Source organism: Flavobacterium sp. DG2-3 (genome assembly GCF_030730925.1).
Classification (GTDB): Bacteria; Bacteroidota; Bacteroidia; order Flavobacteriales; family Flavobacteriaceae; genus Flavobacterium.
The window spans coordinates 749,576-775,108 of record NZ_JAVAMB010000001.1 but is presented as its reverse complement, the minus strand read 5'-3'; the positions used below and the strand labels follow the sequence as shown (position 1 = coordinate 775,108).

At 35.4% G+C, this 25,533-nt stretch carries 16 protein-coding genes; 12 read left to right on the top strand and 4 right to left on the bottom strand.

From position 1 onward, the window contains the following. Nucleotides 1-67 precede the first annotated feature (67 nt). Nucleotides 68-1,156 (bottom strand): endonuclease/exonuclease/phosphatase family protein, encoded by a 1,089-nt coding sequence (locus tag Q9Q97_RS03290; RefSeq protein ID WP_306154543.1) that lies wholly within the window; start codon nt 1,154-1,156, stop codon nt 68-70. A 227-nt stretch (nt 1,157-1,383) separates the two neighbouring features. Between Q9Q97_RS03290 and Q9Q97_RS03285 the strand changes: the two genes are divergently transcribed. The 11 genes from Q9Q97_RS03285 to Q9Q97_RS03235 all read left to right on the top strand — a co-directional run bounded on the left by Q9Q97_RS03285 (nt 1,384) and on the right by Q9Q97_RS03235 (nt 19,313). Then, a complete protein-coding gene (locus Q9Q97_RS03285) occupies nt 1,384-2,283 on the top strand; it encodes an LD-carboxypeptidase (RefSeq protein ID WP_306154857.1) in 900 nt (299 codons plus the stop codon). A gap of 166 nt (nt 2,284-2,449) precedes the next feature. Beyond that, nucleotides 2,450-2,821 (top strand): YraN family protein, encoded by a 372-nt coding sequence (locus tag Q9Q97_RS03280; protein WP_306154542.1) that lies wholly within the window; start codon nt 2,450-2,452, stop codon nt 2,819-2,821. Between the two features lie 122 nt (nt 2,822-2,943). Next, a complete protein-coding gene (locus Q9Q97_RS03275; protein WP_008466087.1) occupies nt 2,944-3,600 on the top strand; it encodes a hypothetical protein in 657 nt (218 codons plus the stop codon). A 384-nt stretch (nt 3,601-3,984) separates the two neighbouring features. After that, nucleotides 3,985-4,548, top strand: coding sequence for an RNA polymerase sigma factor (locus Q9Q97_RS03270; protein ID WP_306154536.1), 564 nt, complete (start codon nt 3,985-3,987; stop codon nt 4,546-4,548). Nucleotides 4,549-5,044: 496 nt separating this feature from the next. Further along, a complete protein-coding gene (locus tag Q9Q97_RS03265; protein ID WP_306154535.1) occupies nt 5,045-6,223 on the top strand; it encodes a FecR family protein in 1,179 nt (392 codons plus the stop codon). Between the two features lie 191 nt (nt 6,224-6,414). Continuing rightward, nucleotides 6,415-9,627 carry a TonB-dependent receptor gene (locus Q9Q97_RS03260; protein WP_306154533.1) on the top strand — a complete coding sequence of 1,071 codons (3,213 nt, stop codon included), beginning with the start codon at nt 6,415-6,417 and terminating at the stop codon, nt 9,625-9,627. Between the two features lie 8 nt (nt 9,628-9,635). Next, nucleotides 9,636-11,144 (top strand): RagB/SusD family nutrient uptake outer membrane protein, encoded by a 1,509-nt coding sequence (locus Q9Q97_RS03255; protein WP_306154531.1) that lies wholly within the window; start codon nt 9,636-9,638, stop codon nt 11,142-11,144. Nucleotides 11,145-11,158: 14 nt separating this feature from the next. Continuing rightward, entirely contained in the window at nt 11,159-12,238 is a 1,080-nt protein-coding gene (locus Q9Q97_RS03250) for a SusE domain-containing protein (RefSeq protein WP_306154528.1), read from the top strand. 107 nt (nt 12,239-12,345) lie between these two features. Beyond that, the gene (locus tag Q9Q97_RS03245) at nt 12,346-13,728 is read left to right on the top strand and encodes an alpha-amylase family glycosyl hydrolase (RefSeq protein WP_306154526.1); all 1,383 of its coding nucleotides are present in this window, start codon (nt 12,346-12,348) and stop codon (nt 13,726-13,728) included. 80 nt (nt 13,729-13,808) lie between these two features. Next, nucleotides 13,809-15,956, top strand: a complete 2,148-nt coding sequence (locus tag Q9Q97_RS03240; protein ID WP_306154855.1) for a glycoside hydrolase family 97 protein — start codon at nt 13,809-13,811, stop codon at nt 15,954-15,956. 243 nt (nt 15,957-16,199) lie between these two features. Beyond that, nucleotides 16,200-19,313, top strand: a complete 3,114-nt coding sequence (locus Q9Q97_RS03235; RefSeq protein ID WP_306154524.1) for an Ig-like domain-containing protein — start codon at nt 16,200-16,202, stop codon at nt 19,311-19,313. Nucleotides 19,314-19,387: 74 nt separating this feature from the next. On the opposite strand, the gene Q9Q97_RS03230 is transcribed toward Q9Q97_RS03235, so the two are convergent. From Q9Q97_RS03230 to Q9Q97_RS03220, 3 genes are all read right to left on the bottom strand, one after another. Then, nucleotides 19,388-19,942 (bottom strand): DUF5683 domain-containing protein, encoded by a 555-nt coding sequence (locus tag Q9Q97_RS03230; RefSeq protein ID WP_306154522.1) that lies wholly within the window; start codon nt 19,940-19,942, stop codon nt 19,388-19,390. A 174-nt stretch (nt 19,943-20,116) separates the two neighbouring features. Then, nucleotides 20,117-23,482 carry a transcription-repair coupling factor gene (gene mfd, locus Q9Q97_RS03225; RefSeq protein WP_306154520.1) on the bottom strand — a complete coding sequence of 1,122 codons (3,366 nt, stop codon included), beginning with the start codon at nt 23,480-23,482 and terminating at the stop codon, nt 20,117-20,119. Then, nucleotides 23,475-24,083, bottom strand: a complete 609-nt coding sequence (locus tag Q9Q97_RS03220; protein ID WP_306154519.1) for a hypothetical protein — start codon at nt 24,081-24,083, stop codon at nt 23,475-23,477. The genes mfd and Q9Q97_RS03220 overlap by 8 nt, the downstream gene beginning before the upstream one ends. A 312-nt stretch (nt 24,084-24,395) precedes the next feature. Between Q9Q97_RS03220 and Q9Q97_RS03215 the strand changes: the two genes are divergently transcribed. Continuing rightward, nucleotides 24,396-25,334, top strand: coding sequence for an L-threonine 3-dehydrogenase (locus Q9Q97_RS03215; protein WP_306154517.1), 939 nt, complete (start codon nt 24,396-24,398; stop codon nt 25,332-25,334). Nucleotides 25,335-25,533 lie beyond the last annotated feature (199 nt).

Here is a 25,533-nt window from a genome sequence, read left to right as displayed (position 1 = left end):
TAATTCGTGGCAGAAAAATTTTTAGGGTTTTAAAACGAGATATTAGACGCACTGCTGTGTGTCTCTACTAAAATTCTTTTATCAAATAAATATAAACAGGAAAATGATCACTAAATCCTGCTTCTGCAACTGAATTTCGCAGCGGATAACCTTTATATTGTCCCGAAGTTTGAATAAGATAAGATTTATTAAAAATACCAGCTTTCCAAAAATTATAAGTCGAAAAATCAGGTTGAATTAAGGATTGGGTCATGATAATCTGATCAAAAATGTTCCACGAATCACGATAAGCGATCGTTCCTAAACCTTTATTTTGAAGTTCTTCAAACGGATTAAAAACACCAAATTCTGTTACTTCAGTTTTTACGCCTTTTGTACCTAAACCAGATTTTATGCTTTTATTCAATGGTCCGTCATTAAAATCTCCCATCGTCAAAACTTTGGCTTGCGGATTAATCTGTTGTAGAGAGTCGATAATTTTTCGGTTTAATTTTGCTGCGGCTTCTCGAAAGAGACTTGTTGCTTTTTCTCCACCAGATCTCGACGGCCAGTGATTGACAATAATATGTATTTCTTCATCTTCCAAAAATCCTGAAACCAAAAGTTGGTCTCGTGTAAAAACACGATTCTTACTTTCCTTTTTAACTTCAATTTCATCATCTAAAATTTCTTCTTCTTTTTTAGGAATTTCTTTTTTATAAATAATTAATGGAATATTCGAATAAGAAGTCGGTCTGAAATACTTTTTCTGATAAAGTAAAGCCACATCAATACCTCGTTTGTCTGGCGAATCGAAATGAATGATTCCTAAATCCAGTGGCAAGAGTTTTGGCTCTTTAATTAAATCTTCTAAAACATTGCGATTTTCTATTTCTGCTCCGCCAATTAAAGTTGGCGCATTTGTATTTTCTGGTGTTCCAATTTCAGAAATCACTTTCGCTAGGTTTTTCAATTTCTGCTGATACTTTTCTTTTGTCCAGTGCTGTGTTCCATTTGGTGTCCATTCGTCATCATTTGTAAAAGCATCATTTTCAGTATCGTAAAGATTTTCAAAATTGTAAAAAGCGACGGTATGTATTTTATACTTTTTGGATTGCGATTGCGTTTGAAATGAAAAAAGAATAACTAATAAAAAGTAGCTTCTAAAAAAGTGCATATATTTAGTATTTAAAAAACATTCAATATTACTCTTTTTTAATTAAATGTAAGAAAATTCAAATATATTTAAAATCTAAAATTTCTATATTTGTTTTTTCATATAAATGAAAGAAGCAAATGATGACCATGAAAAACCTATTAAACATTAAGAAACCGTCTATTATTTATCAGTTCGCATTTCTTATTTTTGCTTTAAAATCATTCAACTGTCAATCTCAACAAAACATGATAACACCGCCTTACTTACAAAAGGGAGATACTGTAGCGCTTTTAGCGACAGCGCGAAAAAATATCGATGACAATTTAAAACCAACAATAGATTTATTGCACAGCTGGGGTTTAGAAGCAGTTGTCGGATCTACAATTGGTTTAGATTACCATCAATTGGCTGGAACAGATGAACAAAGAGCTGCCGATTTTCAAAAGCAATTAGACAATCCTAATATTAAAGCCATTTGGTGTGTTCGCGGCGGATATGGTACTGTTAGAATGTTAGATTTATTGGATTTTACGAAATTCAAACAGCATCCAAAATGGGTTATCGGTTTTAGCGACGTTACCGTTCTGCATAATCATTTGAATACGATGGGTTACAAATCTATTCATGGAATTATGCCGGTTACGGTTCCAAGAGCAACTCCAGATGCTGTGAGCTCTTTACACGCCGCTCTATTTAACGAACCTATTTCCTACTCGGTAAGTCCAACTCCTATGAATCGTTTGGGAAGCGCTACAGGCGAATTAGTAGGTGGAAATTTATCTATTTTATATAGTTTATTAGGATCTCCATCGGCAATTGACTGCAAGGATAAAATTTTATTTATAGAAGATTTAGACGAATATTTGTACCATATTGACCGTATGATGATGAACCTGAGACGCAACGGCTGTATTGAAAATCTCAAAGGAATTATCATTGGCGGAATGACAAGCATGAAAGACAATGAAGTGCCTTGGGGTAAAAATGCTTTGGAAATTATTGATGATGTAACCAAAAAATACAATATTCCGGTAATTTTCAATTTTCCAGCAGGCCATATTAGAGACAATAGAGCTTTAATTATGGGAAATACCGTTTCTATGGAAGTTACTGCTACTGGAAGCACGGTTACTTTTAAAAAATAATATTTCGTATTCCTTTTTTAAGGAAGTTCAAAATACCACATAAAATCTCGCAAAGACGCGAAGCCACAAAGTTTTATGCTTTTGTGTCTTCGCGTCTTTGCATGCAAAAAACTCAAACCCAATATAAGATTCAACAACTTGAAACTTGAAACTTTAAAGCAAAACCATGGCAGAGCATAATAATTTAGGAAAATTAGGCGAAGACCTTGCCGTCTCGCATCTTGAAGAAAACGGATATACTATTCAACACAGAAATTACGTTTTTCAGAAAGCAGAAATAGATATCATTGCACAAAAAGATTCTATTTTAGCCATAATTGAGGTAAAGACCCGATCGAATTTAGATTTTGGTTCTCCGCAAGATTTTGTGAAGCCAAAAAAAATTCAATTACTTATAAAAGCAGTAAATGCCTACATAAACGATAGGGAAAAGGATTTTCAGGAAGATTTAGAAATCCGTTTTGATATCGTTGCGATCCATAAAGACAGGGAATCATTTGCAATTGAACATCTTACCGATGCTTTTTATCACTTTTAACATAATTTTTTATTGTTATAATTGTAACAATTTGTTTTTTTATTTATATTTGCAAAGAATTATAACATCGTAATGTTAAATTAACAACCAACTCAACTGTTACCAAAAAAAAAAAAAAAATTATGAAAACTGTTTCTTCTATTGTAGAAAACTACATTAAAACAAAACCATTTTTATTAAATGCTCTGTCGCTCGGAATTATTAACCTAACTTCACTTTCGCGAAATATTATGACCGAATTAGAAAGTGAGTTTGGAAAAGAAGTAAAACAAGGCGCTGTTGTAATGTCTTTAAAACGACTGACGGAAGAACTAGATTTTAAACTGAACCACAAAATCAATAAAGTAATTAAAAATATAGGTGAAATCACCGTTCGTTCTGAACTGACAGATTACACTTTTGCAGCATCTGAGACTGTTTTAAACAAACAAGCAGATTTGATCTCAGACATTAATGCTTTATCTGATATTTTTTATACCTCATCTCGTGGTGTAAACGAAACCAATATCGTTGTCAGCAGCAGTGTAAATCATTTAGTTGAAAAACACTTTATGAGAGAAAAATTAATTCAGAAATTAGATAATTTAGCTTCTATCACAGTAAAATTACCAAAAGAGAATATCGTAGTTCCTGGTATTTACTATTTCATCTTCCAACGTTTGGCTTGGGAAGGAATTATCATCAATGAGGTAATTTCGACTTCAAATGAATTTACGATTTTAGTTGGAGAAGATCAAGTTGATGTCGCTTTTAAAGTGATTAAAGATTTGAAAAACTAATCTCAAAAACGAATTATAAAATCAAATTTTGATTTTTATCCATACAAATCCTTTTAATTCTTTGGAGTTAAAAGGATTTTTCTTTTGAAATAAAGCCAGTAAGACTAAAATTTCATATTTCGTAGATAAGAATATTCTCAAAAGTAAGATTCGGAATAAAAATTTATTTGGCAATAGCGTCAAAATAACACTTACTTGTAGAAAAGCCACTTCAGCGTGTTTTTTAAGTCATCATTACAAAAAACTAACAAAAAATCCGAATTAAGTTTTTTTAGATATAATTTGTTGCGAATAATATTTTTATATATTTGCGATGAAGTCAGATTCAGGACCTCTTATTTTGATAGCCTAATATCATTAGAATTAAATAAAAAGCGATTAAAATTGTTAGAAGCTGCCAACCATAGTGAAAAATTATTGGTAAGTGAACTCAAAAAAGGAAACGAAAAAGCCTTTCGCCAGCTTTTTGATTTATTTCGCCAAGATATTTATGGATATAGCATTAGCCTTCTAAAATCGAAAGAAGCTGCAGAGGAAAATGTCCAGGATGTTTTTTTGAAAGTTTGGCTTAATCGCGAAAGTTTAGATGTAGATCAGTCTTTTAAAGCCTACATTTTTACGATTGCCAGAAATCAGGCTTTTAATGTTTTGAATAAAGCGGCAAATGAAGTTATTTTGAAAGAAGCCGTTTTTTATGAAAGTCAGAAAACACATGAACACGGAGATTATGCTATTCGCGAAGCCGATTGCAAAAAACTCCGAAAACAAGCTATAAAACAGCTCCCGCCCAAACGACGGCAGATTTTTAAAATGTCGCGGAAAAAAGGAATGAGTTATGAAGAAATAAGCGAGGAACTCGGAATCTCGATAAACACGGTCCGGAACCAAATGAGTAAAGCGCTCGAATCGATGCGCGGTTTTTTTCAACTTCACGATGAAATTATCTAACCAAAACCACAATAATGCCCTTAAAAATCACTCTTCGGAGTGATTTTTTTGTTTTAAATTATACCAATCCGCCTTTTTTAAAATCATCTATTTCAAACATAGCCCAAAACGTCTTGATTTGCGTGATTTGCGTTGCGTCCCAAGATTGAAACCATAGCCCACGGTTTCAACCGTGGGAAACGTATTGATTTGCACGATTTCAATTACGTGATTGCGTTGCGTGATTTGCGTTGCGTGATTTGCGTTGCGCTCCCACGGTTGAAATCGTGGGCTATGTTTTAATTTCTTTGCGTCGATCTTTGTCAAAGTTTAAAACTTTGACAAAGATTTCTATTTAATCAGAAAATTTTTTACTTACAAAAACCATTAAAAATCAACAAGTTAAATACATATCATTCGTTTCCAAATGTTAAAATTTAAAAATTTATAACGTTTGAGTAGTACTCAACTCCTTCTCATCTGTATTATAGAAACACAGAACCCAAAAACATTCTTAATGAATTCAAATTCTGAAATAAAAACGCTTTTAGAGAAGTTTATTTTAAATCAATGTACTGCTGAAGAAACAGAACAAGTTATTGCTTATTTCAGAAGCAATAATCTTACTGATGAATTTCCAACAGTAGAAGAAGTGAAAAATCTCTTGAGCGAAATGCCAAAAATGGAGGAACAGAAAGCCGATTCCATTTTTGACAGCATATTAGCTACAGCGAAAGAACAAGAAACAGTAATCGAATTACAGCCGAGAAAATCAAACTACAGAAAATACATTTCTATTGCGGCTTCTGTTTTGGTTCTTCTTGGAGTTGGACTTGCCTACAAACAAGGTTTCTTCAGTAAATCTACTGAAGCAACTTTCGATTTTAAAAGCTCTGATATTGTCCTACAAATGGAAGACGGAAGTATTAAAGTTATTTCTGAAAACGGAAAAGTTCAAGTTCATGATAAAAACGGGAATATTATTGGGAACCAAGACGGCGATAAATTGGTTTATGAAAATCAAGCTGATTCTGATCAATTGGCTTACAACACGCTTAAAATTCCGTTTGGCAAAAAATTTCGTTTGCAATTATCAGACGGAACTATGGTTCATTTAAATTCTGGTACTACTCTAAAATATCCAGTAAAATTTATTGCTGGAGAAAATCGTCAAGTATATCTGGACGGAGAAGCTTTTTTTGATGTAGCAAAAGATAAAAAACATCCTTTTATTGTAAATGCAGATAACTTAAATGTCCGCGTTTTAGGAACCCACTTTAATGTGTCTAATTATCCTGAAGATCCTGCCACAGATGTTGTACTTGTTGAAGGTTCTGTTGGGATGTACCGCTCTAGCGAAGACTTTAATGCTGACAAGAGTACTATTCTTAAACCAGGTTTTAAAGGAAGCTTCAACAAAGCAAATGCTTCAATCTTAACCAAACAGGTTATTACAGAGATCTATACTTCTTGGATAGATGGCGGACTTACTTTTAGAAATATGGCTTTTAAAAATATCATTACCAAACTGGAAAGACGCTACAACGTAACGATCATTAATAAAAATGAAAAATTGGCTAACGAAAAATTCAACGCCAGCTTTAAAGAAGAATCAATCGAAAATGTGATGAGTTATTTTAATGATGTTCATGGCATTAATTACACGATAAAAAACAATCAGATACTAATTAACTAACCACCTAAAACCAATACAATATATGATGAGATAACATTACGGGAATAAAAAAATCGGAAAGAGCTGCGAACAATTTCCGATTAACTAAGTGATTGAATATAACGAATTAACTACAATCAATTAACAAAATTATGAAAAAAAAATCTAAGAATAATGGGTTTCTATACTCATTGTTCCAAAATGACCTAAAATTGAAATTAACAACACTACTTATTTTGGTCGCCATGTTTAATATCAAAGCGAGTACTTATGCCCAAAAGACAAAAGTTACTCTTGATTTAAACAATTCAACAATCGAAAAGGTTATTGAGACCATTGAACAAAAAACAGATTTCAGATTTATTTATAAAATGAACGATGTCGATTTAGATCGTACGGTTTCAATTTCTGTAAAAGATCAGTCTATATATGTTGTTTTAGACAAAATTTTTAAAGGAACTCCAACCGAATTTAAAATTCGTGACACGCAGATTATCCTTAAAAAACCAGAGCTAAAAACGCAAGTAATCGAATTTCAAAAACAAACTGTTTCCGGTGTTATTACAGACGAAAACGGCCTGCCATTACCTGGTGCTTCGGTTATTGAAGAAGGTACAAAAAATGGAATGGTTACTGATTTTGATGGAAAATATAAACTTACTGTAGAAAGCAGCCAGTCTGTAATCATTGTATCTTTTGTGGGGTATAAAGAAAAAAGAGTGACTGCAAATCAACCTGTTATAAACATTCAGCTGCTTCCAGACGCAACTGACTTACAGGAAATTGTAGTAGTAGGTTATGGAACTGCAGCCAAAAAAGATGTAACAGGAGCGGTTTCTTCTATTGCCGCAAAAGACATGAATCAGGGAGCAATTGTAAATCCTTTGCAGTTGATCGCAGGAAAAGCTGCCGGAGTTAATATTACGCAGATAGGAAGTGAGCCAGGTTCTGGACCAAGTGTTCGTATTAGAGGTATTGGCTCTTTAATTGGGGGAAACGATCCTTTGGTAGTAGTTGATGGGATTCAGGGAAACATGGATTTATTAAATCAGGTTCCACCAAGCGAGATTGAGAGTATCGATGTTTTAAAAGATGCTTCTGCAACTGCCGTTTATGGTTCTAGAGGTGCGCCTGGTGTAATCATTGTTACGACTAAGAAAAACAAAGCCGGAAAAACTACGATTGAATATACAGGGTCAACTTCTGTTGATTTTATTCCAAAAAAACTGGATATGTTGAGTGCAGACCAATGGTGGGAAACGGGTCAAAAATATGGTGTTCCAGCTTCTGCAAATCATGGTTCAAATACCAACTGGTACGGCCTTTTAACTGAAACTGGAATTACTCAGACTCATACCTTATCATTTGGAGGCGCAACAGATAAATTTAATTACAGAGCTTCTATAACAGCTATTACGCAGGATGGTGTGGTAATTAATTCAAGCAACCAAAAATATATTGGGCGCATTCAGGCAACACAATTGGCTTTAGACGATAAATTAAAATTGACTTTTAATTTAAACTCAGGAATAAATAATATTACAAGCAGTATTGGAAGTATTGGTACCGTTGCTTATACATCAAACTTAATTACAAATGCATTATTAGCAAGACCAACAGATCCTGTTTATAATACTGACGGAACTTATTTTACAGATCCTGCTGTATTTCATTACTTAAATCCTTATGCGGCTGCGCAAGAGGTTACAAATGAAAGACAAGAAGATAATTTATTTGGAAGTTTAAAAGCTGATTTAGATTTAGGAAAAGGTTTTACAGCAAACTGGTTTGGAAGCTGGAGAAAGACCAATTATACAGCTGGATATTATATGCCAGCAGAATCAACAGACTTTAATGCGGTTGAACAACATGGTTTTGCCAATATTGACAATAAGAAACAAAACGAAAAATTAACCAATTTTAGTCTTACCTATAAAAAAACTTTCGGAATCCACAGCTTTAATGCATTGGCTTTATACGAATGGCAAAGTCAGACTTACCAAGGCAATTATACTCAGGCAAGAGGTTTTATCAGTGATGAAGCTACATATAATGCGCTTCAGTTTGGCGATTTGTCTAAAGTCAGAGCTGGAGATATCAGATCTTATAAAAATGACAGATCATTGGCTTCTTATTTAGCACGATTAAATTACTCTTTATTAGACCGTTATTTACTAACAGCTAGTATCAGACGTGATGGTTCATCTGTATTTGGTTCAAACAACAAATGGGGTAATTTCCCTTCAGCATCTGTTGCTTGGCAGATTAACAAAGAATCTTTTATGATGAATCAGAATCTGTTTAGCGAATTAAAATTGCGTGCGGGTTATGGTGTAACAGGAAACCAGCAGGGGCTATATCCGCAGACTTCACTTCCATTAGTTGACAGCGCAGGAAATATTTATTTTGGAGGATCGATCATTACCAATTTTGGTATTTCTCAAAATGCAAACGCTGATTTAAAATGGGAAACCAAAAAACAAACCAACATCGGACTTGATTTTGCTCTTTTAGACAATAGATTAAGAGGAAGCATCGATGTTTATGATTCTAGAACTGATAATCTTTTGTTTGATTATACAGTACCTCAACCTCCTTATCCGTATAATAAAATCAAAGCCAATGTCGGTAGCATTTCTAACAAAGGTTTAGAAGTAGCGCTGGCGTATGATGTTATTAGAACGGAAAACAGCACGCTGACGTTAGCAGGAAACATGTCTTTAATGAAAAACGAAGTTCTTAATTTAAGCGGAAGCATTAACGGAATTCCTTTAAATACAAACTTTGTAAACTGGGGAGCACCAAACTCATTACTAGTACAAGGAAAACCAATTGGTTCATTTTATATTTTAGAAAGTACTGGTACCAATAGTAATGGTGTCGAAACAGTGAAAGACCGCGATGGAGATGGTAAAATTGATCAAGGAGCTACAAGTCAAGATCGTTATTACGCAGGTTCTGCATTGCCAACTTACACTTTTGCCTTTAATCCGTCTTACCGATACAAAAACTTCGATGCTTCTATGTTAGTAAGAGGTTCTGGAGGAAATAAAATCTACAACAATCTTAATCAGCGATTAAGCATGTTAGAAAACACAGGTAGTTCTAATGTTTTGCAAAGCGCTGTTGACAGAGGAATTTTTTCTTCTCCATACGGATCTGATGCATGGTTAGAAGACGGTTCATTTGTTCGTTTAGAAAATCTTACTGCTGGATATACTTTCCGCTTTACAGATAAATATGTAGACTCTGTGCGTCTTTCTCTTACTGGAAATAATTTATTCTTAATTACGGATTACACAGGTGTTGATCCAGAATTGAACATAAGCGGAAGTGGTGATCCTAATGACAATTTTGGAGGCGATAAAGGAATTTATCCTCGTACCAGAAGTGTTGCATTTGGTTTGACTGTAAAATTTAAATAGTAGAAGAAATGAAAATTAAAAATATAGTAATAGCAGGAAGCGCATGTTTTCTGACACTTTTTAGCTGTACAGATATCAACGAAAATATATACGACAAATATCAGCCGGACAGCTTTTATGGAACTCCAGAAGGAGCAAATATTGCTCTGGCGAGCGTTTATGCTGAAATTCCGGGTGACTTTGAACGTAAAAATGTACCAGGCGTAGGTTATGCAGGAGCAGATAACGGCTGGTACGACATGAACTGTATGTCATCAGATGAGCAGGTAATTCCGCATAGAAATGACGGTAACTGGCAGCAGGATTTTGCCCGTCTGCACAAACACGAATGGCTTCCATCAGAATTTATCATCAACAATACCTGGAATTGGTTGTACAAAGGTATTTTCAATGCTAACTTGGCAGTTGAATTATTAGAAAAAGGAAATGCAGAACCTTCAAAAATTGCTGAAGCAAAAGTATTACGTGCTTTCTTTTATTATTTGCTAATTGATGATTTTGGAAATGTTCCTTTTTATACAGACAACAATATTACTGTTGACAAAATTCCGCAGTCAAGCCGTAAAGAAGTTTTTGATTTCATCGTAAAAGAATTGACAGAAAATGTAGAATTACTTTCAGTAACTAAAGGCGGTAATTATTACGGAAGATTCAATAAATGGGCGGGTTATACTTTGCTAGCAAAAGTGTATTTAAATGCAGAAGTATATACAGGAGAAGCAAAATGGAATGAGTGTTTAGCTGCTTGTAACAAAGTAGGCGAAGGCGGTTTTTCATTGCATTCAGGCGAAGCAAACGATGCAAGTCCGTTAGGAAATAAATATTATGAATTATTTGGAGACGTACTTCCAGATGATGAAACGATACTGCCAATTTTCGCAACTCTCGATGTTGTTTCTCGTAATGTGTATGCCGTTCGAAGTGTATACGGACCTCAGGGTACCAATATGTTTGGATTAAGCGGCTGGAACGGAACTATAGTTCCAAAAGATTTCTTCCTGAAATATGCTGTAAACGATGTTCGAAGAAAGCAATTTTTGTTTGGAGAACAGCCAGGAGGATTTAATTATACTCTTGAAGTTGCTTCATTAGACAATCCTGGAGCAGCGCCGCAGGCAGGAGTTCGTAATGTGAAGTTTTATCCTGCAGGTGTAAAAAGCGGAGGAGGAGCTTCAAACGACTTCCCAATTTTTAGATATGCTGATGTAATTTTAATGATAGCAGAATGTAATGCACGCTTAGGAAATCCTGCTGCTGCAAAACCTTTTGTAGATCAGATTAGACAGCGTGCAGGCTTAGATGCTTTAGACCACAATCCCACTCTTGATGACATTTACAACGAAAGAGGATTTGAATTAAGCTGGGAAGGCCACAGAAGGCAGGATATGATTCGTTTTGATAAATTTTTATTGGCAAACGAATTCAGACCAGCGTCTCCAGCTTTCAGAAAATTGTTTCCAATCCCAACATCTGCTTTAGATGCAAATCGTGGACTTAAACAAAATCCGGGTTACTAAAAACAAAAACTATTATGAAAAAATATATTAATAAATTATTCGTATTAGGCAGTTTGCTTTTTTTAGCAACTTCCTGCGAAACCGAAGGGCAATTAACGACCCTAGCGACTGTCACTTTTCCTTCTGCAATTGAAGCATCAGCGAGTACAATAGTCCTTAAAGAAGATGTTTCAGATCAACCGGCTTTGCTTATTTCTTGGCCAAAGGTAACCTATCCTATTAGTGCGCCTGTGAGTTACGCTATACAGTTTGATTTAACAACAGACATTAAAGGAAGTGAAGCGTGGCAGAAAGCCAAAAGAATTGATGCTGGACAAGATGTTTTGAGCAAATCATTTACGGGTGCCGAATTAAATAAAATTGCCACAGATTTAGGTCTAAAACCTGATGTAGCTGGTGAATTAGTAATTCGCGTAGAATCTACTATGGACCATAGAATTTATTCAGATCCTATCGTAATAACAGTTACGCCTTACCTTAAAACGGTTGTTATGGGCGAAATCTATATGCCGGGAAGTTATCAGGGATGGGCTGTGGAAACTGCTGCCGCATTAAATGAAATTCAATTGGGAGTCTATCAAGGTTATATGACTTTACCAGAAGGTGCAGGTCCTGGGTTTAAATTAAATAAAGGAAGAAACTGGGCACAATTCTACGGTGCAGGTGATACAAATGCTGATTTAAAAAATATGAGCGACACTGATTTTGTACTTCCTGAAGCAGGTTCTTATCAAATAAAAGTAAATTTAAATACTTTAAAATGGAGTTCTACACCTTATGCATGGGGAATTGTTGGAACTTCTCAAGCCGGAGGATGGGACAACAGCACGCCTATGAGCTACGATCATCAAACCAAAACATGGAAAGTTACAGCCAATTTAACAGCAGGAGCTTTAAAATTTAGGCTAAACAATAGCTGGACTATCAATTATGGACCAGCAGATCCTTCTACAAATACCATTAATTTAGATAATGGAGGTGCTTATGACATTGCCGAAGCTGGAGTTTACGAAGTAACTTTTAAGATTGATGAAAAAGATCCACTAAGTAACGGTTACCCAAAAACTGCAACTTGTACGATAGTTAAAAAATAATCTAACAATGTAATAAAAGCTAGATTAGTTTTGAGTGATACCTGCCTTTTTGAGCGAAGGCAGGTTATTTTAACCTCTAAATTTTATTACATCCAAATTCAATAATTATGAAATTTAATATAAAATTCGTTTACGGATTAGTACTTGCATTAGCCTTTATGTCATGCAGTTCTTCTGATGATGATAACAAAACACCCGAATCTCCGTATACCCAATTCGGTGCTCCTTTTGATAAAATGCCAAAAAAAGAAGATGCTATTATTTATCAGGTAAATATTCGCGCTTTTAGTCAGGCTGGAACTTTAAAAGGAGTTCAAGAAAGATTGGCTCAGATTCAGGAATTGGGCGCCAATGTCATTTACCTAATGCCAATTTACCCTGTTGGAAAAGAAAGAGCCTCTGGCGAATTAGGTTCTCCGTACGCCGTAAAAGATTATAAAGCTGTAAACCCTGATTTCGGAACTTTACAAGATCTTCAGACTTTAGTTGAAGAAGCACATAAAAAAAACATGGCGGTGGTTTTAGACTGGGTTGCCAATCACACTGCTTGGGATAATGCGTGGATTACACAACACAAAGATTGGTATCAGCAGGATGCAAGCGGAAATATTATCATTCCGCCAGGAACCAATTATAATGATGTGGCTCAGCTAAACTTCGAAAATAATGAAATGAAAGATGCCATGATCGATGCGATGTCTTATTGGGTTTACAATGCCAACATCGATGGTTTCAGATGTGATTATGCTGATTTTGTTCCAAATAATTTCTGGACTGATGCTATTTCAAAATTGAGAAAAATCAAAAAAAATCAAGAGATTTTAATGTTGGCTGAAGGTTCAAAATTCAATCACTTTGCATCAGGATTTGATTATACTTTTGGTTTTAATTTCTTCTCGACTTTAGAACAGCTTTTCAAAGAAAATAAATCGGCTACAACTATTCAGAGCTCTAATACAACTGAATATGCAAATGTTTACGATCCATCAAACAAAGTTGTTCGCTACACTAGCAATCATGACGTAAACCTTTCTGAAGGAACTCCGTTAGAGCTTTTTGGAGGTAAAAAAGGATCAATTGCAACCTTTGTAGTCGCTGCCTATTTAAAATCTGTACCCATGATTTACAACGGTCAGGAAATTGGCTACAACAAAAGATTAAATTATTTTGCTAAAACACCTATTGACTGGTCAACCGCAGATAACGAAATGTTTGCTGAATACAAAAAAATCATTGCTTTCAGAAACACAAGTAACGCTATTAAAAGAGGAGAATTTACCGGTTACAGCAGCGATGCCGTTAGTGCATTTACTATGATAAAAGATTCTGAAAAGGTTTTTGTTCTTTCAAATTTAACCGATTCAACTGTAAAACAGCTTATTCCATCAACATTAAAAGGAAACTGGAAAGATGCATTTACAGGCGCTTCTGTAACAGTTGGAGCAGATTTAACCTTACAGCCTTTTCAATATTTAGTGTTGAAAAATTAATACCTAAAGCAACTTTAAAATCTAAATTTGCACAAAACTAAATAAACATGAATTTTCAATCCCAAAAATCATTGCTTCAAATGCGTTTGAGCAAAAAAACTGCGCTTTTATTTTTTGTATTTCTAAGTACATTATGGCTTCAGGCACAAGAAATAACTTCGCCAGACAAAAGTCTTTCTTTAAAATTTGAATTAAAAGAAGGCGGAATTCCGTCTTATCAATTATCATACAAACAGAAACCAGTTATTAAACCAAGTACATTAGGTTTAGAACTAAAAAACAATGCTTCGTTTATGGATGGTTTTACCATTACAAATACAGCACAAAATTCTGTTGATGAAAATTGGAATCCAGTTTTAGGGGAAGAAAAAACAATTCGCAATCATTATAACGAATTGGTTGTCACTTTAGCGCAAGCGAAAAACAACAATAGATTTATCCGTCTTCGTTTTCGTTTATTCAACGACGGATTGGGATTTAGATATGAATTTCCTAAACAAAATGACCTGAGTTATTTCGTAATTAAAGAAGAACGCACCGAATTTAATTTGGCTGGAAATCATAAAATTTTCTGGATTCCAGGGGATTATGATACCAATGAATATGCGTATACGACTTCGAAGATTTCAGAAATTCCTTCGTTGATGAAAAAAGCAACGATCGAAATCAATGCGCAACAGCCAATAAAAGAATTGTCTGTGCAAACGCCTTCAATGATGAAATCGGATGATGGTTTGTACATCAACATTCACGAAGCAGGATTAATCAATTATCCAGCAATGTATTTGGAAGTTGATGCTAAAACCAATAAAATGGTAAGTCATTTGGCTCCAGATGCAGTTGGAAACAAAGGTTATATGCAGACTGATGCACAAACTCCGTGGAGAACGATTGTAGTAAGTGATAAAGCAACCGATATTTTAGCTTCTAAACTGATTCTGAATTTGAATGACCCAACTTCATACAAAGATGTTTCTTGGATTAAACCAGTAAAATACATCGGAATTTGGTGGGAATATTTCGTTGCCGGAAGAAGCACTTGGGCTTTTGGAAAAGAAAACAATGTTAAACTAACGGATGATTTTACCAAATTGACTCCAAACGGAAAACACGGTGCTACAACAGAACGTGCTAAAGAGTACATTGATTTTGCTTCTAAAAATGGCTTTGATGCAATTTTGATCGAAGGCTGGAACATTGGCTGGGAAGACTGGATTGGAAATTGGAAAGAAGAGGTTTTCGATTTCGTAACTCCTTATCCTGATTTTGATGTAAAAGCCGTTCATGCTTACGCTGCCTCCAAAGGCGTAAAAATTATCATGCACCACGAAACTTCAGGATCGGCTACGAATTACGAACGTCGTTTGGATCGTGCTTTTCAATTTATGAATGACAACGGTTATGATGCCGTAAAAACAGGTTACGTAGGACAAATTATTCCACGTGGCGAACATCACGACGGACAATGGATGGTCAATCATTACATTAACGTTGCGAGACGTGCTGCCGATTATAAAATTATGATTAACAGCCACGAAGCCGTTCGTCCAACGGGATTAAACCGAACTTTTCCAAACTGGATTGCTCAGGAATCAGCGCGCGGTACCGAGTTCGAATCTATGGGAGGATTAGCTCCAGATCACACGACAATTTTGCCTTTTACCCGTTTAATGGGAGGTCCAATGGATTATACACCGGGAATTTTCCAAACCGATCTTTCGTATTACGGAACAGGAAGTTCACAACGAGTAAACACCACTTTAGTAAAGCAACTGGCTTATTATGTTACTATGTACAGTCCGTTGCAAATGGCTGCAGATATTCCAGGAAATTATGAGCGTTTTCCAGATGCTTTTCAGTTCATCAAAGATGTGGCTGTAGATTGGGATAACAGTTATATTTTGGAAGCTGAACCTGGAGATTATATTACAATTGCCAGAAAAGCAAAAGGTAAAAACGAATGGTTTATTGGCGGAATTACAGATGAAAATTCAAGAACAGCCAACATTTCTTTTGATTATTTGCCTGCAGGAAAAAGTTTCGTTGCAACGATTTACGCCGACGCAAAGGAAGCAGACTGGAAACAGAATCCGCAGAAATATACCGTTACTAAAGCTGTTGTAAACTCAAAAACAAAATTGAAGCAGTATTTAGCTCCTGGAGGAGGAGTTGCCATCAGCATCAAAGAAGGAACTGCTTCAGATTTAAAAGGATTGAAAAAATTATAGATTAACAGATTATAAAGTTTTTTTCGCCACGAATTTCACTAATTACACGAATGAATAACGCAATTAAAATTTGTGTAATTCGTGTAATTCGTGGCAGAAAACTATTGCCTAAATTTTAGGCAGAAAATTAAAAACTTACTATTGAAAACTATTAACCACAAAATGTTTGTCGAATTTAAATACAATGCGAGTGAGAATGAATTTTAGTTAGAAATGCCGACAAGCATGCAAAAAACTATTATTATGAAAATCAACATTACCCCTAGGTTATTTCATTTTACGAAAGCACTATTCTGTTTTCTATTATTATTTGCAACTTCCCTTTACGCACAAGATCCCGCTCAGTACGGAACGCCATTTACAGGCGTGCCCGATACGCGCGATATCAACATGTATCAAGTGCACATTCGTCCGTTTAGTGCCAACGGAAATCTAGCCGGAGTAACCGCCCGTTTAGATAATATCAAAGCACTCGGCACAAACGTTATTTATTTAATGCCGATTTTCCCCCACGGAACTGATTCTCGAAGTTCCCCTTCACCTTATTGCATCAAAGATTTTAAAGCTGTTGGTTCAGAATATGGTTCACTTGCCGATTTAAGAACTCTAGTTGACGGTGCTCACAGCCGCGGAATGGCCGTTATTTTGGACATTGCCATCAACGGAACTTCATGGGATCATGGCTGGACTGTTTCGCATCCTGAATATTACAAACGAACTGGAACAACGATTCAGCAATTAGGAAACTTCTCTGATATTGCAGCGCTCGATCTTAATAATTCAGCAACTAGAAATGCAATCAAAGACGCTATGCGTTACTGGATTTTCGCTGCCAATATTGACGGTTACCGTTGCGATTATGCTAACAATCCTCCTTTAGATTTTTGGTCTGAAGTGAATTCAAACCTGCGCGGAATTACTTCTCATAATTTATTAATGTTAGCTGAAGGTGATAGACAAGAGAACTTTCAAGTTGGTTTTGATATGAATTATGGAGACCGTTGGTTTCACAGCGGTTTATATGATGTTGCTAACGGCGGACCTGTTTCGCAAAGACTTCAAGACCAAACGACTTATGAATACGCTAAAGCAACCGGAAATCAGCAAATTGTTAGATACACGGGTAATCATGATACGTACACCAATGATGATGGCGTAAGAAGGCCAATTATTCCATTCAAAAGTCACAATGGAATTGTTGCCAATTTCTTAGTTTCGGCCTATATGAAAGGAGTCCCTTTCTTAATGAGTGGACAAGAAATTGATTATGAACCCAAAACCGACTGGCCTTGGCAGAATTTCAAATTCAATTGGTCGCAAAACCCAACCGCTGCCGCCGATTTTGCTAAAATTCTAAATTTCAGAACTTCAAGTGCAGCAATCCGTCGTGGTGATTTAACGACTTATGCAAACGATGATATCAGCATTTTTACCAAAACATTAGGTACTGAAAAAGTAATCGTAATGTCGAATTTGAGAAATACTTCTAAGTCTTATGTAATTCCGGCAGCTTTGGCGGGAACTTATGTAAATCCGTATAACAATAATGCTTCGGTGACTTTAACCGCTGGTTCTACAAGAAATTTTGCAGCTTACGAATATTTGGTTTTAACCAATACCAATGCTCCTGTTGTAGCGGTTACGGGAGTTTCTGTTAATCCTACAACGGCAACTGTTGGTTTAGGAACAACACAGCAATTAAACGCAACAATTGCTCCAGCAAATGCAACCAATCAAAACGTCACTTGGACATCAAGCAATACCGCAGTTGCAACTGTAAACGCTTCTGGATTGGTTACAGCTGTCTCGGCAGGAACAGCCACGATTACGGTAAAAACAGTTGATGGAAACAAAACAGCAACCTCAGCTATAACAGTTTCAACAATTCCCGTTTCTTCTGTAGCGGTTTCTCCAACTTCGGCAACTTTGTATGCAGGAAATACGCAACAGCTTACAGCGACTGTTTCACCGACAAATGCAACGAATAAAAATGTTACTTGGTCGTCTAGCAATACTGGTGTTGCAACAGTAAACAGTTCTGGTTTGGTAACAGCAGTTACTGCTGGATCAGCAACAATTACGGTAAAAACAGTTGACGGAAACAAAACAGCTTCGGCAACAATTACTGTTAATCCGAATATTAATTTTACTGTTTATTTCTACAAACCATCAAACTGGGGAACTGGAATCAAAATTTATCATTGGAGTGCTTTACCGGCAGGCGTTTTAGCAGATGCTTCTTGGCCTGGCGTAAATATGGCCAATGCTGGAAATGGCTGGTACAGTTATACGTTTACAAACGTAACCTCAACCAATTTAATTTTTAACGACGGAACCAACCAAACTGCCGATTTAAGCCGAAACAAAACAGGCTGGTATATGAATGGCGCTTGGTACGATTCTAATCCTGGAACTGGCGTAGCAGTTACAAGTGTAAGTTTGAGTCCATCTACGGCATCGTTAAATGTGGGTGGAACGCAACAGCTTACGCCTACTGTACTTCCTTCAAATGCTACAAACAAATCAGTAACATACAGCTCAAACAATACTTCTGTAGCGACTGTAAATGCTTCAGGTTTAATTACCGCTGTCGCGAATGGAACAGCCACAATTACCGTAACAACTGTTGACGGAAGTAAAACAAGTAATTGCTTAGTTACGGTTACAACAGCTTCAGGCGGAGGAAATTATTATACGATCAAAAACAGATGGACAGGGGCTTATTTATCTGATGCAGGAACAAATGTTGGCTACGGAACTACCATTTCTGGAAACAATTACAAATGGCAGAAAATAGCAATTGACGCCACTTATTTTGTATTGAAAAATGTAGCAACTGGCGAGTTAATCAATATTGAAGGACAAACTGGATCTGTACAATGTAATATTACTGACACCACTTTCTGGAGTGCACAATGGTCTAGCGATTATATCGACGGAACTTGGACAAGATTGAGAAATAGATGGCAGTCTGGAAATATTATTCATGTAGAAAACCAAACGGGATCTGCTCAATACGGAAATTCGCAAGACGGCTGGTACAGCGCGCAATGGCAATTGGAACCAACAACTGTTGGAACATCAAAAATGGCACTTAATGTTGAAGAAGCTCCTGCAGCTGAACCTGTAATTGGCATTTACCCAAATCCTTCTACTGGTAATGAATTTAATATTGTAATGCCTGCATTAACAAACGGAGATGCCGAAGTTTTTGTTTCTGATTTGAATGGGAGAACTCTTTTAAACCAAAGACTTTCTTCTTCAGGACAAGTTAATCATCATCTATCTACAGGAATTTATATTGTAAATATCGTTTCTAAAGATTTTAATGTGACTAAAAAACTGATTGTGAAATAATTTTTTTTTTGCCACGAATTCACGAATTTTTAAAAAACTTTCTAGAAAATTATTCGTGAATTCGTGGCTATTTTTTAAAACGTATAATTCAAAGCAAATCCAAAATCATTTGCTGCTGTTATATCATTTCTTATAACTGCGGGTTTAAATGCTAATCTTTCATCAACATTAAATTGTGACAATGCGGCATCAATATTCGCATCAATAATATTTAAAACATAAAAACCAACTATAAACAACGCAGATAAATCTCTGTTTCTTTGAAACTGTTTTTGCGCTGTTATTAATTGGCTTTCGCTTAACCTCGCCATATAATCAGAATCACTTGTTTTACCTTCCAATCTGTTTTTATATTCATCTCTATACAAATTGTATTTTTTCTGATTATCAATATACAAATAAGTACTCGTGCCAATTGCACCATACACCAACGGAAGTTTCCAGTATTTTTTATTATAAATCTGTCCTAAACCTGGTAAAATAGCCGAATAAAAAGCGGCTTTCGCAGGACGAAGCGGATCAATCTCAACTGATTTTAAAGAATCAGCAGCAATTATTTTGTCTGTTTTCTGAGCTGATAATGTAGTTATTCCAAATAATAAAAATGCAAAAAGAAGTCTATAAGACATAAAAGTGGCTTTGAAAATTTTGATTCAAAGAAAACTTTTTAGTTCTAAGATTTTTCTTAAATAAAAGGTAAATAAAACTTAAATTTTTTTTAGCCACGAATTGCTTCGCCTGTTCGCTTTCGCTCGAGTCACGAATTATTAAAAAAGCAATTCGTGAATTCGTGGCTATTTTTTTTATTCCTCAAACAACTCCATCAATTCCAGCGCACGTTTTATGGACTTCACATTTTCAAAAGTCAATAACAAACGTAAACCATTAACGGTTTGTTTTTCTTTCATTTTGCAGAGATTACTATGCTTTTGAACAAAGTTTAAAACATTTCTAAACTTTACAGACTGATAATAATCAGATTGTTGATCGGATACGAAATAACCAATCATTTTTCCTTGTTTCAAAACCAATTTCTCGATTCCGACTTTTGTCGCAATCCATTTTATTCTGATGCTGTTTAATAAGGCTGTTGCTTGTTTTGGCAATGGCCCGAAACGGTCGATTAATTTTTTCTCGAATTCCTGTAAACCAGCTTCGTCTTTTATTGCGCCTAATTCGTTGTATAAAACCAAACGTTCTGAAACGTTATTGATATATTCATCTGGGAATAACAATTCGAAATCGGCATCGATTTGAATGTCTTTTACGTATTCTTTTGTATCGATGTCATTTTCTTCCGGATAAAGATCTTTGAATTCGTTTTCCTTCAATTCTTCGATGGCTTCGTTCATGATTTTTTGGTACGTATCAAAACCTATTTCGTTAATGAAACCGCTTTGTTCACCACCTAATAAATCTCCTGCTCCACGAATCTCCAAATCTTTCATTGCAATATTGAAACCGCTTCCTAATTCGCTGAATTGTTCCAAAGCCTGAATACGTTTTCTCGCATCTTCGGTCATTGATGAATATGGCGGACAGATAAAATAACAGAATGCTTTTTTATTGCTTCGCCCAACGCGTCCACGCATTTGATGCAAGTCTGATAATCCGAAATTATTGGCATTGTTGATGAAAATCGTATTGGCATTCGGAACGTCCAATCCGCTTTCGATGATTGTGGTTGCGACCAAAACATCAAAATCTCCGTTCATAAAGCCTAGCATCAATTCTTCGAGTTTCGCGCCGTCCATTTGTCCATGACCGATTCCGACTCTGGCATTTGGAACCAAACGCTGAATCATTCCTGCGACTTCTTTTATGTTCTCAATTCGGTTATTGATAAAGAAAACCTGTCCGTTTCTTTGAATTTCATACGAAATCGCATCACGAATAATTTCTTCATTAAATCCAACCACATTCGTTTCAATCGGATAACGATTTGGCGGAGGCGTCGTAATTACTGATAAATCTCGCGCTGCCATTAATGAAAATTGCAAAGTTCTCGGAATTGGCGTCGCTGTCAATGTCAACGTATCGACATTTGCAGCAATTGTTTTTAGTTTATCTTTTACGTTTACACCAAACTTTTGTTCTTCATCAACAATCAATAAACCAAGGTCTTTAAAAACCACATTTTTATTGACCAATTGATGTGTTCCAATGACAATATCGAGTTTTCCTTCAGCTAAATCTTTTAACGTTTGTGTTTTTTGTTTCGCCGTTCTAAATCTATTTAAATATCCAATAGAAACCGGCATATCTTTTAAACGTTCTGAGAAAGTTCTGTAATGTTGATAAGCCAAAATAGTTGTCGGAACTAAAACCGCAACTTGTTTACTATTATCTACAGCTTTAAAAGCAGCACGAATCGCAACTTCTGTTTTTCCGAAACCAACGTCACCGCAAACCAAACGATCCATAGGGCGATCGCTTTCCATATCGGCTTTTACTTCAGCCGTCGATTTCATTTGGTCTGGTGTATCCTCATAAATAAACGAACTTTCTAATTCGTTTTGAAGATAACTGTCTGGCGCAAACTGAAAACCTTTTTCTAAACGTCGTTTTGCATACAGCTGAATCAAATTGAACGCAATATGTTTAACACGTGCTTTGGTTTTCTGTTTCAGAACCTTCCAAGCATTGGAACCTAATTTATATATTTTCGGAGGTGTTCCGTCTTTTCCGTTGTATTTGGAAATTTTATGCAGCGAGTGAATGCTCACATACACAATATCATTGTCGGCATAAACCAATTTTATAGCTTCCTGCGTTTTTCCTTCAACCTGAATTTTCTGCAATCCGCCAAACTTCCCGATTCCGTGATCAATATGCGTTACATAATCACCAACAGAAAGTGCGGTTAATTCTTTTAGCGTAATATTTTGCTTTTTAGAATAACCATTTTTGATATTGAATTTATGGTAACGCTCAAAAATCTGGTGATCCGTATACGCCGTAATCTGATTTTCTTCGTCAATAAATCCCTGATACAAAGGCAGAACAATCGTGTGATATTGTTTTCTAATATTTTCTGAATTTGCTTCGTCTAAACTTTCAAAAATATCATGAAAACGTTTTGCCTGAGTATCATTCGAACAAAACAAATAATTCACATATCCGTTAAAATGATTTTCGCTCAGATTATTCATCAATAAATCAAATTGTTTATTGAACGAAGGCTGAGGCTGAATATGAAATTCGAATTTTTTGGTCGTTTTATAAACTGGTCTTGAAGCTAATTCGACAACCGAAAAATCTAAAGAACGTTTTATAAAAGATGCCTGATTCAAAAACAATTGTTCCGGAGTGGCGTGTTTTATTTCTTTCGAAAGTTTCTCAAAAGCTTCTTCTGCCCTTGCAAATTGTCTGTCTAATTGAGAAAAAAGACCTTCTGTATTTTGGATGAAAAGAACGGTTTTCTCGGCAATATAATCTAAAAAGCTTTCGCGATTTTCCTGAAACAGTTTGTTCTCCACATTCGGAATAATCGTAATTTTTTTATGTGTTTCAACCGATAATTGTGTTTCAACATCAAAAGTTCTGATGCTGTCTACTTCATTTCCGAAAAACTCAATTCGGTACGGATGATCGTTTGAAAAAGAAAAGACATCGACAATTCCTCCACGAACTGAAAATTCTCCGGGTTCTGTAATAAAATCGACTCTTTTGAATTCGTATTCGAACAAAACTTCGTTGATAAAATCGATCGAAATCTTATCGTTTAAAGCCACTTTTAAAGTGTTTTTATCGAGTTCTCTTCTCGTTACTACTTTTTCAAAAAGCGCTTCGGGATACGTGACAATTACAGCAGGTTTCTTTCTGGAATTAATTCTGTTTAAAACCTCAGCGCGAAGTAAAACATTGGCATTATCAGTTTCATCAATCTGATATGGACGACGAAAAGATGCAGGATAAAACAATACATCCTGCTCGCCGATCATTTGTTCTAAATCGTTCAAGTAATAAGCCGCTTCTTCTTTGTTGTCTAAAACAATCAGAAAAGGCAGTTCGGTTTTCCTGAAAACGGAACGTATAATAAATGAAACAGCAGATCCTAACAATCCGCTGATGTTCATTTTTACTTGGTTTCCTTCCAGTAAACTCGATGCAATCTGCTGTGCTTTTGGCAGATTGTCGTATGTGGTATATAAAGCGTTTTTACTCAACTCTCGGTATATTTGGATCTATTGGCGGTGCCGAACTCGGAATCGCGCGTGCTGTGTCTAACATTCTAAGGAAATCGGCTTCTCCTTCTTCTTTCGGTATTTTGGCTTTTTCGACAATTTTATCCATTTGTCTTTCCAACGAAATCAGTTCTTTATTAATTTCTTGTATTAAAAAAACCACTTTATCATCTGGAATTTTACTTAAATGAATAAACAAATCCAGCATTTTGATTTTTGTAATTAGAATAGAAATACGGCTTTTGATCTGCGGCTGATTAAACTGTGCCGGAATATTATTGTTCAAAGCCATTGCTTTTTTAGCAATAGCAGTCGATTTTTTTTGAAACGCGCCGATTGTTTTTCTTGGCTTATCGCCGATTTCTTTTATAAACTCACGCCACTCTGTCCATGAATTCAATTGTGATTCTGAAATTTCATTAATCGGTTCATCTAGAAAAGTCCAGCCTTTATTTATGTTATTAAAAATAGCTTCTTTCTTTTTCGCTTCTTTTGCGTTTTCTGCAAGGCGTTTTTCATTTTCATTTTGGCAAGAAAATAACACAGTTGTCAAAAGCAGAAAAAGAGATATTTTGTATTTCATTTATTAAAATGTTAGGCTGCAAAGTTACGAAGTAAATTTACAAATATGAATTCTGATTTTATGCTAAAGATTCTATAAATCAAGGTTATTATTTTTGTCCTTTATGACGTGAAATAAGAAGATTTTTTTCGTTTTATTCTTCTTAAAAATGACCTTTTAAACCGAAAATAAAAAAGCACAAAGACACACCCCCTCTAAAAGAGAATAATCCAACAAACAAACTTTTTAATTATTGAATTAATAATTTATTATTCAAAAAAACTCACGTAATTGCGAAAACGTTATATTTGTAAATCTAAAAATCATGAAAAAATGAATCCAAAAATATTGATCATTGGCGCTTGCGGTCAGATTGGAACGGAGCTGACTCAAAAGCTTCGCAAAATATACGGAACAGAGAATGTAATCGCTTCCGATATTAGAAAATTGAATACTGATGTTGTTAATTCAGGGCCTTTTGAGGTGGTCAATGCTTTAGATTTTAATCAGATCGAACATTTGGTAGAAGTGCATAAAATTACTGATGTCTATTTAATGGCTGCTCTTTTGTCTGCAACGGCTGAAAAAAATCCTGCTTTTGCTTGGGACTTGAATATGAATTCGCTTTTTCATGTTTTAAATTTAGCTAAAGCAAAAAAAATCCAAAAGATTTTCTGGCCTTCAAGTATCGCTGTTTTTGGTCCGACAACCCCAAAAGAAAACACACCGCAATATACTGTAATGGAGCCTTCAACAGTTTACGGAATCAGTAAACAAGCTGGTGAAAGATGGTGTGAATACTATCATAATATTTATGGTGTTGATGTACGCAGCATTCGTTATCCAGGTTTAATTAGCTGGTCGACTCCTCCTGGTGGTGGAACTACAGATTACGCCGTTGATATTTTCTATAAAGCCATCGCTGATAAAAAATATGAATGCTTTTTATCGTCTGAAACCAAAATGCCCATGATGTATATGGATGATGCAATCGATGCAACAATCAACATTATGAAAGCTCCGGTTGAAGAAATCAAAATACATTCTTCGTACAATTTGGCTGCGATGAGTTTTACTCCAACTGAAATTGCCGCTGAAATCAAAAAACATATTCCGGAATTTGAGATTACCTACAATCCAGATTTCCGTCAGAAAATTGCGGACAGCTGGCCAGCAAGTATTGACGATTCTTCTGCCAGAGAAGACTGGGGATGGAATCATAAATTTGATTTGGAATCTATGACAAAAGATATGATTGAGCATTTGAGTTAGATCTATTAAGCTCGATTTAATAAAATTTTTCAATTGCCTCCAGCTTTAGCTGGAGGTTTTTATTGTAAAAGCGAAAGGCTTTAGCCAAACTTAAAGTGTTCGGCTAAAGCTTTTTCATGTTTGATTGTTTAACTATTGAATTTTCTATTTGGCTTAAAAGTAAAAGTCCCGATTAAAATTTTAATCGGGACTTTTCTAT